This window comes from Alteromonas sp. KUL49 (assembly GCF_006538345.1).
Lineage (GTDB): Bacteria > Pseudomonadota > Gammaproteobacteria > Enterobacterales > Alteromonadaceae > Alteromonas.
In genome coordinates this window covers 128,555-143,922 of the sequence record NZ_BJKL01000002.1, presented here as the reverse complement: position 1 = coordinate 143,922, position 15,368 = coordinate 128,555, and the positions used below count along the sequence as shown (strand labels likewise).

12 protein-coding genes are annotated in these 15,368 nt (G+C 45.4%); 2 read left to right on the top strand and 10 right to left on the bottom strand.

Annotation, left to right across the window (positions count from 1 at the left end; genetic code table 11):
* Nucleotides 1–18: 18 nt before the first annotated feature.
* The 10 genes from EYS00_RS03865 to EYS00_RS03820 all read right to left on the bottom strand — a co-directional run bounded on the left by EYS00_RS03865 (nucleotide 19) and on the right by EYS00_RS03820 (nucleotide 11,416).
* Nucleotides 19–1,071, bottom strand: a complete 1,053-nt coding sequence (locus EYS00_RS03865; RefSeq protein WP_242618641.1) for an HD domain-containing phosphohydrolase — start codon at nucleotides 1,069–1,071, stop codon at nucleotides 19–21.
* A gap of 174 nt (nucleotides 1,072–1,245) precedes the next feature.
* On the bottom strand, nucleotides 1,246–2,751 hold the full coding sequence (gene putP, locus EYS00_RS03860; RefSeq protein ID WP_130635250.1) for a sodium/proline symporter PutP: 1,506 nt from the start codon (nucleotides 2,749–2,751) through the stop codon (nucleotides 1,246–1,248).
* A 109-nt stretch (nucleotides 2,752–2,860) separates the two neighbouring features.
* Nucleotides 2,861–3,565 carry a DUF3379 family protein gene (locus EYS00_RS03855; RefSeq protein ID WP_130635249.1) on the bottom strand — a complete coding sequence of 235 codons (705 nt, stop codon included), beginning with the start codon at nucleotides 3,563–3,565 and terminating at the stop codon, nucleotides 2,861–2,863.
* Nucleotides 3,558–4,115, bottom strand: coding sequence for a sigma-70 family RNA polymerase sigma factor (locus tag EYS00_RS03850; RefSeq protein ID WP_130635248.1), 558 nt, complete (start codon nucleotides 4,113–4,115; stop codon nucleotides 3,558–3,560). Before EYS00_RS03850 ends, EYS00_RS03855 begins: the two co-directional genes overlap by 8 nt.
* Nucleotides 4,116–4,261: 146 nt before the next feature.
* On the bottom strand, nucleotides 4,262–5,974 hold the full coding sequence (locus EYS00_RS03845; RefSeq protein ID WP_130635247.1) for a BatD family protein: 1,713 nt from the start codon (nucleotides 5,972–5,974) through the stop codon (nucleotides 4,262–4,264).
* Complete coding sequence (locus tag EYS00_RS03840; RefSeq protein ID WP_165399298.1) at nucleotides 5,975–7,936, bottom strand: VWA domain-containing protein; 1,962 nt, start codon at nucleotides 7,934–7,936, stop codon at nucleotides 5,975–5,977. It lies immediately after the preceding gene.
* Nucleotides 7,933–8,967, bottom strand: coding sequence for a VWA domain-containing protein (locus EYS00_RS03835; protein ID WP_130635246.1), 1,035 nt, complete (start codon nucleotides 8,965–8,967; stop codon nucleotides 7,933–7,935). Before EYS00_RS03835 ends, EYS00_RS03840 begins: the two co-directional genes overlap by 4 nt.
* The gene (locus tag EYS00_RS03830) at nucleotides 8,960–9,493 is read right to left on the bottom strand and encodes a DUF4381 domain-containing protein (RefSeq protein WP_165399297.1); all 534 of its coding nucleotides are present in this window, start codon (nucleotides 9,491–9,493) and stop codon (nucleotides 8,960–8,962) included. The genes EYS00_RS03835 and EYS00_RS03830 overlap by 8 nt, the downstream gene beginning before the upstream one ends.
* Entirely contained in the window at nucleotides 9,493–10,455 is a 963-nt protein-coding gene (locus EYS00_RS03825) for a DUF58 domain-containing protein (protein WP_130635244.1), read from the bottom strand. The genes EYS00_RS03830 and EYS00_RS03825 overlap by 1 nt, the downstream gene beginning before the upstream one ends.
* A 4-nt stretch (nucleotides 10,456–10,459) precedes the next feature.
* The gene (locus EYS00_RS03820; protein WP_130635243.1) at nucleotides 10,460–11,416 is read right to left on the bottom strand and encodes a MoxR family ATPase; all 957 of its coding nucleotides are present in this window, start codon (nucleotides 11,414–11,416) and stop codon (nucleotides 10,460–10,462) included.
* Nucleotides 11,417–11,786: 370 nt separating this feature from the next.
* Between EYS00_RS03820 and fadI the strand changes: the two genes are divergently transcribed.
* Together fadI and fadJ are read left to right on the top strand one after the other, a co-directional pair.
* The gene (fadI, locus tag EYS00_RS03815) at nucleotides 11,787–13,097 is read left to right on the top strand and encodes an acetyl-CoA C-acyltransferase FadI (RefSeq protein ID WP_130635242.1); all 1,311 of its coding nucleotides are present in this window, start codon (nucleotides 11,787–11,789) and stop codon (nucleotides 13,095–13,097) included.
* Between the two features lie 18 nt (nucleotides 13,098–13,115).
* Nucleotides 13,116–15,251 carry a fatty acid oxidation complex subunit alpha FadJ gene (gene fadJ / locus EYS00_RS03810; RefSeq protein WP_130635241.1) on the top strand — a complete coding sequence of 712 codons (2,136 nt, stop codon included), beginning with the start codon at nucleotides 13,116–13,118 and terminating at the stop codon, nucleotides 15,249–15,251.
* Nucleotides 15,252–15,368: the final 117 nt, after the last annotated feature.

Here is a 15,368-nt window from a genome sequence, read left to right as displayed (position 1 = left end):
AAAAGCCTGATATTCATGCTAAGGATTTAATATTTTGAGAAATTCCGGTAAATGATCGATAAATATACCTACGAGTGTAGGGTCAAAATGAGTTCCGCTGTGCGCTTTGATGTAATCTACAGCGTCGTCAACGGGCCACGCTTCCTTGTACTGGCGTTTGTGTGTGAGTGCGTCAAAGACATCAGCTAGGGCAACAATTCTGCCAAATATATGAATTTCTTCACCTTTCAAGCCTCTCGGATAGCCGCTACCGTCCCATTTTTCATGATGCTCGCGGGCTATAATCGACGCTGCTGTCGTCAGTCTTCGTTTTGAATGGTTCAACATTTCGAAACCCCGGTGAGCATGCTGTCGCATTTCACTCATTTCAGCAGGAGACAGTTTGCCAGGTTTGTGCAAGATGTCCTTTGAAATGGTGATTTTACCGATGTCATGCATGGGGGAGGCTAAGAATATGGTATTAACGTCTTCCTCTGAAAGCGAGGGAACATAACTGGCCAATAGACGACTCGTTTCGGCAACTCTTCTGATATGTTGACCCGTCTCGTCAGACGTAGATTCCATTATCTCGAGAAGCACATAAATCATTTCGATCTGTGCATTTTCGACCTCGTTGGCTAGACGAATCGCTTGGAGTCGGGCTTTTTTCTCAATGGTTTCTGCCCGTTGCTTGAGCGCTTGACGAGAGAGCGCCAGCTCAACATGGGTTCGTACTCGAGACAGCAATTCATTGGCGTGAAACGGCTTAACAATATAATCGACGCCGCCAACTTCAAATCCTTCTGCGATGGAGTCTGCGTCGGCTTTAGCCGTTAAAAAAATAACAGGAGTTTCTTTGGTAGTGGGTGTGGATTTTATTGCTCGACACACGTCAAACCCGTTAATTTTGGGCATCATAATGTCGAGTAAGATAAGATCGAATGACTCGGCGTTGATCAGGTTTAATGCCTCTTGCCCGTCTGTTGCAAACGAGAAGCTATAACTTTCCTCTTTGAGAATATTCATTGCCACCTGAATGTTCTCAGACACATCATCGACAATTAATATTCTGATATCACTACCACTTTTCACACTGCGTTCCCTATTCGACGGTAGTTAACCGCAAACTTCGCTGATGCATTAAGCATACGTCGTTTTGCTCAGATATCAAGCAGCCTCTGTCGCAAAAAGGTTAAATTGTAGACAGTAAAGATTAGGCAAGTGGGTCAGGAGTCGAAATCTCAGTTCGACTCCCTTAAGTGTTTGTTATTTATTGTTGAATACTGCTGTAAAGGTATCGTGAAGGGCGGCAGATTCACTGTCTGGTGGACTTAGCTTGCTGAGTAGTATTATCGTGACACTCGATAATACAAACCCTGGAACAATTTCGTACATCCAACCACTCAGTGATTGGCCATTAATGGTGATTGGCAAATATATCCATAGTAAAACGGTAGAGGCACCAACAATAATCCCTCCTAATGCGGCGATACGGCTCATGTCGCGCTTAAACAGACTAAACAGCACCAGTGGTCCAAATGCTGCACCGAAGCCAGCCCAAGCATTACTGACTAGAGATAAGATTGAACTGTCTCTATCGTGAGCTAAATACACCGCTAAGATAGCGACTAATACAACACTGCCACGGCCTGCAATAACTAGCTCTTTATCTGTCGCATTTCTGTTGATGAAAGCCTGATAAAAATCGCTCGTTAATGAACTTGATGTCACGAGTAATTGAGACGAAATCGTACTCATGATTGCCGCGAGAATAGCGGCAAGTAAAAATCCACCAATAAATGGATTGAATAACACTTGAGACAAGTGAAGGTATATGGTCTCGGGATCTATGGTCGCACCTTGGGCAGTAACATAAGCTAGCCCAAACAAGCCAGTTGTAAGTGCACCAATAAGTGATATGACCATCCACCCCATACCAATGTTACGAGCGGTTGGGATATCCTGAACCTTTCTAATAGCCATAAAGCGCACAATGATATGAGGTTGACCAAAGTATCCCAATCCCCAAGACATAAGTGAAATTATGCCAATAAAGCTCAATGAGGCTCCGGTACTCGCATCAACAAACCCGTGTAAAAGGTTAGGGTTAATTTGATTTATAGCAGTAAAAGCATTGTCTAAACCGCCGAGTTCACTCACTACGACTGCTGGCACGAGAATCAACGACACAAACATAATGCAGCCCTGAACAAAGTCAGTCATGCTTACAGCCATGAAGCCGCCAATTAAGGTGTAGCTCACTACAACACCCGCGGTGATATACAATCCTAACTCGTAGTTGAGTGAGAAAGATGTTTCAAACAGTTTACCTCCGGCGACAACTCCCGAAGACGTATAAAGCGTAAAGAAGATAACAATCACAACGGATGCAATGATGCGCAATGAGCGACTTTTATCGTTGAATCGATTTTCAAAGTAATCGGGTAGGGTAATAGAGTTGTTTGCGACTTCTGTATACACCCTAAGCCGCGGTGCAACCAGAAGATAGTTTGCTAATGCACCCAAGGTCAGACCAATTGCAATCCATGCGGCTGAAATACCTGATAAGTACATCGCACCGGGAAGCCCCATTAGCATCCAACCACTCATGTCCGATGCACCTGCAGACAATGCTGTTACTGATGGACTCAGTTGTCTTCCGCCCAACATGAAGCCTTCAACGTTAGTGTTTGTTTGCCTGTAGGCAAATACGCCGATACCTAGCATAGCTATAAAATAAAGCGCTAGAGAAATGAGTGTACCTGTCGCCATTGCGTTTCCTTGTTATTTTTTATTACATGCTAACAGGATTACGTGTGACTCTCTAACTACAGGCAAAAAAAAGCGGCCACTACAGGCCGCAAACGGAGGAGAGTGTGGCTTACGCCGAAAATTGCATTCGTTCAGAAATAAGTTGTTTTACTTCTGAGAGATCCGACGCTTTGTCACCCACAACCAATACATTTGCTCGTTGCATTCTCATGCTTTCGCCACGATAAAGGGTATCGCTAAATGAATCTGGAATATCTACATCATTTCGCTGAGGAACAATAAATACCGACATTTTTCCTTCGGGCGTGTCCATAATTAAATGAAGACTCCTTACCATGTTCAAGTGACAATAATTGGCCACTTGAACATCACCGATCATGCCAGTGAATTCAGCACCGAAACTCGCTAGTTTGGCGTTAACTTGCGCTAAGTCTACTGGCAGTGGCGAATGTGCTTGTTCTGTCTGCGCATACTGCATGTGTGCAAGCGCGTGTACATCCAAGCTCACTGGTTTGTTTACCCAACTCATCACACCTACGCCCATAACGAATGCTACTGAAGCAGCAAGGCCGATGTACCATGGTGTTTTATGTTTATGGCGTGCCAGATCATTAGCAGACTGTTGCCATATTAACTTGTGTGCTAAATCGTCAGGAACTGACACGTTTAGCACTTGTTTCAACTGGTTGTCGAGCGCCTTCTGTTCATTCCAAAACGCTCTCAATTTTTCATTGTTTTTTGCCGCTTCAATAACATCACTGTCAGTCGTGTTTGGATCTGCATAGATACGGCGTCGAAATTCTAATTCATCCATTGTGGCGACCTCTAATTTCATTTTGTTGCGATAGCGCCTCTTTTAATTGGTTTCTCGCGCGGAAAAGCCTTGTCATAACCGTGTTCTTGTTCAAATTAAGTTGTTGTGCAATCTCTTCACCACTAAAACCCATAATGAGTTGCAATACCAAGGGTTCTCTGTATTCCACACTGAGTTGTCCTAGAAGACGATGTAGGTCTCTGTCTTGTACATCCCCCTCAGCAACTTGTGTGTCATCGTGAAGTGATACGTCGTCAATATCTACGGTTTCAAGCTGTTTACGTTCAAAACGGCGAGCGTTTTCCCGACGTAAAATGGTTATCAACCAGGGCTTGGCTGCATTTTCGTCTTTCAACGCGTCGAGTGAACGCCATGCGCGCAAGAAGGTTTCTTGCACTATATCCTCAGCGATGGCTTTGTCTTTGACTAGCCAATATGCATATCGGTAGATGTCGGCATGAAACGCGTGAACTAACGCTTCGTATCTTTTTTGTTTTGCTTTCATGTCAGATAAGACCCGATCAGAGCCAGATCTATTTCGCGCAAACATAAAAAATCCAAAAAATTTGTATAAAATTTCTATCTCATCGCTAACGTATTGAACATTAACGATGATTTTAGAAGTTTTAAAATGCTATTTATGTAGTGAAAGCTTAACTCATCCCATCAATTTTACGTAGGATTGTTTATTCAACATTAGTTGGGGTACAACTGTGATAGCCGACTTCCCTTGTTTGATTTCGTTTGTTCAAGCCATTGCTTGCGCGCTTGTTTCAAGGTAGACAGCAGTTGAGAGGAAGAGGACAACTTACCATTGCCATACTTGCTGCCCATGAATTCGTCGAACAATGGTTGCACCTCGCTAGTCTCGGCAAATGCCGCAAAGCGCAGAGGTCCTGTAGACTGAGGCGAAAAGTGCCTCAACCAATCGGTAGCTGCCTGCGAGGCCCGCTGAGCATTATTTTGCTTGATGCAGGTTATTAGGTATTTGAACGACTCTGACTCACTGAGTTGATGCTCAGTTGACGGAGCTTTTGCCGAAGTACTTACAACATGCGGTTTATTGCGTTTAATAACCACTATCAACACGACCAAGGTAGCAACCCAGAGCAGTAGTGCGCCAATAGCAACATAAATCCAGAACAACGGTGCACCTGTCTCGCCAGTCTTTTCGACTTGAGTGGGCGACGGAGCTGCAGGGTCGACGTTATTAGGTAGCGTCGTACTCGGTACCGTCGTTTCAGTTAGCGATTGTGCTTGCGCAGGGCTCACCGAAACTGTGCGTGGCGGGAGCGAAGCGTATTCAGTCTTACCCGTTGCAGTATTGAACCAAGGAACGGTGATTTCTGGAAGTACGAAACTGCCTTCCTGTGTGGGAATAATCGCCAGACTCGATTGTCGTTGGGCAATCAGCGTGTTGTCTCTCTCCACACTTGCTGTATTTGACTGGTCTGGATAAAGCTTAAAGTGCGGTGGATAAAAGCTCGGGATTTCAGGCAGCACTGCCTCTGTTATGCCTACAGCGGTAAGCGTTATTGCACGGGTGATGGGTTCGCCAACAATAAAGTTCTCGCCTTGCGGCCATTCTTCATCAATGCGTACAAGCTCTGAAGGCAACCAATCATAGTCTATCCCTTGAGGAATAGGTTTGATATTCACGGTAATGTCCGGACCGACACGACTAATTTCTTCCGTTTGGTTAAATAAGCCGAAACGCTGGTTAGTGTTTGCAGCTAAAACTTCCCCGCCAAATACCGGGCCGCGGATAATAAATTCGCCGGAGGCTTGAGGGATAACTGCAAAGTTTCTCTCAATAATCTGATATCGCTGACCATTGATGATATCCGTGTATTGTTTATCCTCTCCAATCTGCGCGATTTCTGCATTTGGCATCTCCGGGGCTTGTAAGCTTCCGCGCTCAATGTTACTCGCCAAGTGCAGTTTAACGGTGTATAGCAACTGCTGGTTCAAATAGGCTTCAGTGTGGTTGACTTCGGTGGTGACGTAATACTTCCTTGCCTGACCTTGATTGTTATCTACTGGAACTACACGGACGCGAATAGGTTGGGTTTGCTTACCTTCGATGGTAAACGCGGGGATAACAAAGGTTCCTTCTTTTCTTGGGAAAAGCGTTGTTGTCCACGTTGTAGTTTGACTGGTAGAAAAATTGACTATTGAGGTTTGGCTACTTACTTTTGTTCTTCCAACGACAAAATCTTGCATTAGGGGGCTGCTGTCGAAAGCATTATTATTCGCGTCTCCACGGGCCACAATTGTGAGGCGTATTGCTTCGTCAACCATGACTGGGTTAGCACTAATGCTCGCTTCAACCGAATCTACATCCGCACGTACTACTTGGGAAACTAGTAGACTGAAAACAAACAATATAGAGGTAAGATTTCTTGTCATTTACCACTCACTCCGGTTGGCTGGCATGCGCTGACGCTGTCTTTTTTGTGCTTCAAGTTGCATTTTTCTTTTTAGTAGAAATGCTGGGTCGTCGGGTACGCGGCGCATTAGATTTTCCATACGCTGCTGTTGTTCTCTTTGCTCATCAGTGAGTTCTTCAGGTGATGCTTGTGCTGAAGCGGGTTGCTCTTCAACGTTGTCTTCATTGTCCTCTTCATTCTGTGATTGAGCTTGTTCTTGCTCTTGTTCCGATTCGCCTTGTTGAGAATCTTCTTCGCTCTGGGAAGGTTGAGATTGCTCAGACTGCTCGTTGTTTTGGTTTTGCTCGCTGTCATTCTGAGATTCAGACTCTGGCTGCTGAACTTGACTGTTGTCGCTCTGGGAGTCGTTATTTTCTGACGACTGTTCTTGTTGAGAATCACTATTAGATTCATCGCTTTGATTATTGTCAGAGTCCTGATTTTGTTGCTCACTGTTTTCGCCAGAGTCTTGATTTTGATTATCTTGTTCTGACTGTAATTGCTCCAGTAAGGCTTTGTTAGCAGCAGCATCCTGATGATTGTTATCTAACTCGAGCACTTCTTGGTAACGTTCAATCGCCTCCTCAAACTGCCCGAGTTGTGCAAGCGCGTTACCTTGGTTGTAGAGTCCATCGATTGTATCTAGTTGCGAGTAGGCGTTTAGCGCTGCTTCATAGTCTCCCGCTCTGTAATGTGCACTTCCTTGCCATGCAGGGTCATCAAAGGTACTTGCAGCGGTGGAGTAGTTTTCAGCGTCGTAGTTCTCTAACCCTTCTTGATCCCGATTGAGAAAGGGCTTCTTCCACATCGAAACCACCGGGCTAGATGCCACTTGCTCTGCGTTATTGTTGGCAGAGACCTGCGCATGCGCGTGAGGAATTCCGCCACCAATAAAGCTAAATAAAATTGAAGCGTTAACCACAAAAGCTAGGCTAAACACCAAGCCTTTGCGAAATCCATAGGCGACAATGGGTAACAAGATGAGCAGTAAATAAGGCCCAACCTCTTCCCAAGCGTCACCTTGATTGTTGTCTTCTGTCTCGTTTTGTTCGTTTTCTCTATCCAAAAGTGATGACCGCAGAAGCGAGTTAATATCGCTGTCATCAGGGGTGAGCGTAGAAAATTGACCGCTACCTGAGCTAGCGATACCTCTCAGACGAGATGGGTTCATTGTAGGTACAACGATTGCGCCCGTATTACTCTTGAGTAGTTCACCGTTAACTTGTCTGATAGGTGCGCCTTCGGCAGTGCCAACGGCGAGAAGGTTTACAGTAAATGGCAGTCCTGTGACATACTCTTGAAGCTCACTCTGCTGCTCAATTTCGATGCCATCAGTAATCCAATATATGTTTCCTTTTTGATAACCAGCATTAGTGAGTAAGGTAGCCGCGCTTTCTATGCCAAGTAAAGGATCACTACCTGGTACTGGCATTATTTCCGGCGACAGGCTAGGGAGCAGCGTTGTTATATTGCTTGCGTCTTGAGTGAGCGGGCTAATGACAAAAGAGTCGCCTGCATAGGCCACCAATCCCATTTCACCCTCACCAATCGCATTCACAAGATCAATGGCTTTGTATTTTGCTCGAGTCAGACGGTCGGGAGTCACGTCAGTTGCGCGCATAGACAGTGACATATCAATAACCACCACATGCCCTTGCTTAATTTGGTACACAGGCTGAGGTAGTCTTTCCCATGTTGGACCCGCGAGTGCGAAGGTAGTCACTACCCATGCGAAGGCCAATAGCCCAAAAGGAGGTTTACTGTTGCTCTCCAGTTTTCCTTTTACCATATGTTGATACAAGTGTGGCGGAATCACCGATTGCCAGCCGGAAAATGTCCGACCGCTAACTTTCAACCACACGTAGGCAATGGCAACAGGTATCAATGCCCAAAACCATTCAGGGCGAAGAAAGTGAAAGTTGTTGATTAGCGTATCTATCACTGTTTCGATCCTTGTTGAATACCGGATCTAGTGGATTTTGTGTAGCCTTTAAACATCATGACGAGCAATTTTGAAAATACCAGAAGCAAAGACAGTGCAAGTGCCAATGCGAGTGGGTAATAAAATAGGGATGAAAGTGGTCGCATTTTTTGTGTTTCGCCCTCAATGGGCTCAAGCGCATCGAGAGTGCTATAAATCTGTTCTAACTCACTGACATCTCGGGCGCGGAAATATCTGCCTCCAGTAGATTCGGCAATATCTCTGAGCATGTCTTCATCAAGCTCTTGTGAGGGATTGATTTGTCGGCTCCCAAAGAAACTGCGAACCAACATTTGGTCTGCACCGACCCCTATAGTGTAAACGGTAATATCTTTACTCATAGCAAGTTCTTTGGCTTGCTCTGGCGTGATATTGCCTGCGGTATTTTGACCGTCCGTAAGCAAAATCAGCACATTGTTTGAGTCTTCTTTTTCGCTGAACCGTTTTGTCGCCAAACCAATGGCGTCGCCAATCGCTGTTTGTTCACCTACTAACCCGATTACAGCTTCATTCAGCAGTGTGGATACGGTATTTCTATCGTAAGTCAGTGGCGCTTGAACATAGGCGGTGTCTGCAAACAAAATAAGACCAAGTCGATCACCGACGCGACGCTGAATAAACTCATAAAGTACTGCTTTTGTCATGGTGAGACGATTAACCTGACGACCTCTAAGCTCCATGTCATCAATTTTCATACTGCCAGATAAATCCACCGCGAGAATCATTTCTCTCCCTTCATTGGGGATACTGATGGGCTCGCCCAGCCATTGAGGTCTTGCCGCAGCCAACACTAAAAGACACCAGATAATAGTCGGCACGACGCTTTTTAGCAGTGTTTTACTCGGGAGTGTCGATGGAGTCGAAACAGAAGGGCGCAGCACAGGGACACGCAGCGAGGCCATATTTGCAACGTTTTTACTCGGTAAAATCAGTCTAATGATAATAGGGAGTGGAAGCGCAAAAAACACCCACCACCAGGCGAACTCAAGCATACTGCCCCCTTACTTTATTACCGCTCGTATTGGGCTTAATGTCTTTCAAATCGGCACTTTTAATCCACACCAAGGCACTTTGATGACATTGAGCAAAGTGGGACTGGTTAGGTGCTGGAATATACAATTGTTCCTGCAGCGTAGTTAAGCCGGGTGTCACTTCAGATGATGTTGCAACATCGAGTCGAGAAGTTAAAAACTCGACCCAAGGTTTACCACTGAGTTTTGCTATATCCTCTGTTTGAAAATAACTCATAGCTGTGCGCTTTAAACCGGTGTTTATCAGCATCGGCCAATTCGTTTCTGCGCCTGTTATTTCTGCTAGGTAGGTGAGAGCTTCTCTTCTGGCTTTGTTAAATCTATAACGTCTCATTAGCCACCATACAGTGACTACTATTACAAGAATCACAATGCCGCCAAGGCACCACCATCCCCAATCGAGCGGCCAGCTATTTACTCCATCGGGTACGTGGATATCTTTTAGCTGATCAAGAGGGTTACTGGGTGCAGGTGAGGTTGCTTGCATTACACCTTCTCCCTCTGAATGCCCTGCAGCTGGCTGTCGAGTGGTATGCCAGCGGATAGGTGATATCTCAGCAAACCGCACTTTTTGAGTTGACTTTCGATATTGTCGTTTTGTGTCGCACGCCATTGCTCGTAATCGGCTTGCTCTTTAGAGTCGCCCAACACCCAAGGCTGTTGTTCTGTGCCGTCAGACACATTCACATATTGCACTTGGGAAGAAGATGGCAAGCTGTGCTCCATGGGATCGTTCACTATAATGGCTCTGACTTCACAGTGTCTCGACATCTGACCCAAGTGTTGCAACGCCATATTGCTGAGGTGTTGAAAATCTGACACGAGATATACGAGACTACCGGGCCTAGCTAGACGCCTTGCTCTTGCACAGCTGTCTGCAAATATTTCTCTACTGAGAGCTTCGTTATGAATGTCTGAAGTGTTTGACTGATGAACATCCGTCATTGCGTGGCACAAGTTAAGTACTGCGCGCTTTCTCGACACGGGTTTGCACTCTTTGTGCTTTTCTTGGCTGAAAATTAGTGCACCAACCTTGTCACCTCGATCCGCGGCGGACCAACTAAGTAGTGCACTCACATGAGCCGCTTGTACTGATTTAGTCAGCAATTGGGTTCCAAAATGCATCGATGGAAGAAAATCACAAAAAATAAAAACAGGTCGCTCCCGTTCTTCTCGGTAAACCTTTGTGTGAGTTTTTCCCGTTCGTGCAGTGACTCGCCAGTCAATAGCCCGAATGTCATCGCCAGGCTGATAATGCCTCGCTTCATCGAACTCCATGCCCCGACCTTTGTGTCGAGTCAAGTAACTACCCGCAAGGCGCGCTTGTGGCGTCCGTTTTGGTGTGAGGTCCATTAACTTGGCGAGTTGCTGATACCGCAGTAGTTCAGCACTATTCAGATTAACACCGTCAGAATGGAGTAACTCAAGTTGTTCGCTAACAGATTGCATAGAGTTACGGAACAGCTACCACTGAAACAATTTTATTCAACGCGTCATCAACAGTGACGCCTTCAGCTTCAGCCTGATAAGACAGGATAATTCTGTGGCGAAGTACGTTATGTACCACGGCTTGAATATCGTCTGGGCCTACAAAGTCTCGGCCGCTTAACCAAGCGTGAGCGCGAGCACAACGATCTAAACTAATAGTAGCGCGAGGGCTTGTACCCATTGCTATCCAGACACCAAGTTGTGCGTCAAATTTTTCTGGTTGTCGAGTTGCCATAATTAGCTGCACCAGGTAGTGCTCAAGCTCTGGTGCCATGTGCAGACTCAACGCGTCTTTACGAGCTGCAAAAATATCCTCTTGGGACAGCTGAGGCGGTTCAACTTTTTCAGTATTTAATGCTTCGCCACGGGTGAGTTGAAGAATCGCAAGTTCAGTATCAGCCCCCGGATAGTCGATAGAAACATGCATCAAGAAGCGGTCTAACTGCGCTTCTGGCAGGGGATAAGTACCTTCTTGCTCCAGCGGGTTTTGCGTTGCCATTACCAAGAACAGTTCGGGAAGTTTGTACGTTTTACTGCCCACAGTTATCTGATGTTCAGCCATTGCCTCTAACAAGGCCGATTGCACTTTAGCGGGAGCACGGTTTATTTCATCAGCCAACACAAGGTTGTGGAATAAGGGACCTTTTTGGAAAACAAACTCTCCAGTTTCGGGGCGATAAATATCTGTACCTGTTAAATCTGCTGGTAATAAATCAGGTGTAAATTGCACGCGATGGAAATCACCTGTGATTCCATCGGCAAGTGCGTTAATGGCACGAGTTTTTGCTAGCCCAGGAGGACCTTCAACCAATAAGTGACCATCAGCAAGGAGCGCAATCAATAAACTCTTTGTGAGTTCGTGTTGACCGATGATCTGAGTATCTAGGTATTGATGCAATTGTTGAAACTGCTCAGCTGCCATAGTGGAGATATCCTGTTTATTTTTGTTATTCCGTCGACGGACGTTTACTAGCTCAACGATTTAGGCGTGAGAATAATCCGCTCTATTGTTAATAACAAGCGGGGATGTGTATCAAAGTACAACGCGCCTACGAAAAGAAGCTAGGTTCAATAAAGACTACAAATCACATATAGGGTTCCATTCTGTCATCTTCAAGTCGTTAAAATTACGTATTTTATCGACAGAATAAGAATCTTAGCGTTTTTGGTGGCGTTACTCGGTATGCAGAGCGGTGATATTGATGATTATTTGCTATTTTGTTCATTGTTTGTAAAAATCTATCTTATTACAGGTCAGACCACTTTGTGTTGGTCTCAAAATCAGGTGCATTATGGCTACAAAACAATCTGTTACTACCCGTGAGGGTGATCGCATCGCTATTGTTGCAGGATTACGTACTCCGTTCGCGAAAATGGCAACAAATTTTCACGGCGTGCCTGCCGTAGACTTAGGTAAGATGGTCGTTAACGAGCTTCTTGTTAGAAATGGCGTACAAAAAGAGTGGGTAGACCAACTCGTTTACGGCCAAGTAGTACAGATGCCTGAAGCGCCAAATATTGCCCGTGAAATTGTTCTTGGAACGGGGATGAATGTGCACACTGATGCATACAGCGTGTCGCGAGCATGCGCAACTAGCTTCCAATCCGCGGTAAACGTTGCAGAGAGTATGATGGCCGGTGTCGTTCAGGTGGGTGTTGCTGGCGGCGCAGATTCTACGTCAGTATCGCCAATCGGTGTATCAAAAAAGCTTGCTCGCGCGTTGGTTGATTTGCAAAAAACCAAAACACTGGGTCAGAAGTGGAATGTACTGAAAAAGCTTGGTTTAAAAGATTTACTTCCAGTACCTCCAGCGGTAGCAGAGTACTCGACAGGTTTGTCGATGGGACAAACTGCTGAGCAAATGGCAAAGTCTCATGGTATCACCCGAGAAGAGCAAGATGCGCTAGCTCATCGCTCACATACCCTTGCGGCTGAAAGTTGGGAATCTGGTAAGTTGTCTGAAGAGGTAATGACGGCCTACCCAGAACCGTACAAAATTGCACTAGAAAGAGACAACAACGTACGTTTTGATTCAAAATTAGAGGGTTACGCAAAGCTTCGTCCAGTATTTGACAAAAAATACGGCTCGGTTACCGCAGCTAACGCAACACCTCTGACCGACGGTGCGTCTGCAGTGTTAATGATGACTGAGAGTAGAGCGAAAGAGCTCGGATATAAGCCTCTGGGTTACATCAAAAGTTATGCATTCTCAGCCATTGATGTGTGGGAAGACATGCTCATGGGGCCGTCTTATGCAACACCAATTGCGCTGGATCGCGCCGGAATGTCACTAAACGACCTTACATTAATAGAAATGCACGAGGCGTTTGCTGCGCAAACATTGTCAAACGTTAAGATGTTTGCCAGTGATAAATTTGCCAAAGAAAAGCTCGGTCGTGATAAGGCGATTGGTGAAATAGATATGGATAAGTTTAACGTGATGGGAAGCTCAATTGCTTATGGTCACCCATTTGCTGCTACTGGTACACGTATGATCACTCAAATGCTTCACGAACTTAATCGACGTGGCGGCGGAACTGGCCTTCTTACTGCATGTGCTGCGGGTGGCTTGGGCGCTGCGATGATCGTAGAAACGGAATAAATGAGCCAGGATAAAAAGATGACTACTGAAATAGAAACAAAAAGCGCATTTACCCTGACTAAACAAGACAATAGTGTTGCTATACTTTCAATGGATGTTCCAGGTGAAAGCATGAACACATTGAAAGCTGAGTTTGGTGATGAAATTTCCTCTATGCTTGACGATATCGAGGGCGACTCATCAATCAAAGGGGTAGTTCTCACTAGCGGTAAACCCAGTTCGTTTGTTGCTGGTGCCGACATTTCAATGTTGGCTGCATGTAAAACCGCCGAAGACGCGACAACCATAGCTGCGGGCGGCCAAGCTATTTTCGATCGCATCGAAAATATGAAAGCAACCTTTGTAGCAGCTATACATGGCCCAGCACTGGGTGGCGGTTTGGAATTAGCACTCGCATGCCACTACCGCGTTTGTACCGATTCGTCTAGCACACAGCTAGGGCTTCCAGAAGTTCAGTTGGGCTTGTTACCAGGGAGCGGTGGTACTCAGCGTTTGCCAAGACTCATTGGCATTCAGCAAGCGATGAAAATGATGCTCACGGGTGCTCCAGCGCGTGCAAAGCAAGCGAAGAAGTACGGCATTGTTGATGACGTAGTTCCGTTGAGTGTGCTTGTGAAAGTTGCCGAAAAGTTTGCGCTAAAAGCCAAACCTAAGCGTCAAGCGCCTCAAAAAGGATTGGTTAACAAGGTTCTCGAAACAACAGGACCAGGACGCAACCTTCTTTTCAAGAAAGCGCGTGAAGCAACTTTTGCTAAAACCAAAGGAAACTATCCGTCTCCAGGTATGATCATTGACGTGATTGAAACGGGTATGTCGAAAGGTGTTAAAGCAGGTTTGAAAGCAGAGGCGGAAGCCTTTGGTAAGCTTGTAATGACCCCGGAATCATTCCAGTTACGTCAGATCTTTTTTGCTACTACAGAAATGAAAAAAGAGACCGGTGTCGAGGGTGTAGAGCCAGTCAAAGCCAATAAAGTTGGTGTTCTTGGTGGTGGTTTAATGGGTGGTGGTATTGCCTTTGTTACTGCGACTAAGGCTAAAGTCCCTGTACGAATAAAAGATGTTCGCCCAGAGGGAATTTCTAATGCCATTAAGTACAGCTACGACATTCTAAATAAGAAAGTGAAAAAGCGCTTTATGCGTACCAGTGAAATGCAAAAACAGCTAGCACTACTCACCGGTACCCTGGATTATCGCGGTTTCCAGGATGCAGATATTGTTGTAGAGGCTGTGTTTGAAGACCTTGGATTGAAACAGCGTATGGTTGCAGACGTTGAAGAAAACTGTCAATCATCGACGATTTTTGCGTCAAACACGTCTTCGATTCCAATTACCCAAATCGCAGAAAAAGCAGCTCGCCCAGAAAATGTAATCGGGCTTCACTATTTCTCGCCGGTTGACAAAATGCCATTGGCAGAAGTTATCGCTCACGAGAAGACTTCTGATGAGGTTATTTCTTCAACCGTTGAATTTGCCAAGAAGCAGGGTAAAACGCCAGTCGTAGTGAAAGACGGCGCAGGCTTTTATGTTAATCGTATACTAGCGCCTTACATGAACGAGGCTGCAAACTTGATTCTTGCGGGTGAACCCATTGATCATATCGATAAAGCCTTAGTTAAATTTGGCTTCCCTGTGGGGCCTGTGAAGCTTCTTGATGAAGTGGGTATTGATGTAGGCACAAAAATTATTCCTTTCTTGGTAGAAGCTTTTGGAGAGCGTTTCACAGCACCTTCTGCTTTTGACAAAGTATTAGCAGACGATCGTAAAGGGAAGAAAAACGGTAAAGGGTTCTACTCTTACGAAGGTAAGAAGCCCGGAAAAGAAGTCGATGAGTCTATATACACATTACTTGGATTGGCACCTTCATCTTCACTCAGTGAAAAGGACGTGGCTGAACGTTGTGTATATATGATGCTAAATGAAGCCGCTCGCTGTTTAGATGAAGGCGTCATTAGAAGTGCAAGAGATGGTGATATTGGTGCTATCTTCGGCATCGGCTTCCCACCTTTCCTTGGAGGTCCTTTCCGTTATATGGATACCGTGGGTATCGATACGGTGGTTAGCAAGCTTAAACAGTATGAATCTGAAGTAGGTGATAAATATGCCCCTGCATCAGTACTAGTTTCTATGGCTGAATCTGGAAAAACATTTTACTAAAATGTTACTAAAATATTAAAAACCGGGCTTAGCCCGGTTTTTTTGTGTCTAATGGCTATTATTGCTGGTTTATTGACCGTTTTTAGGTACAATTCACGTCGATTAATATTTGAACTG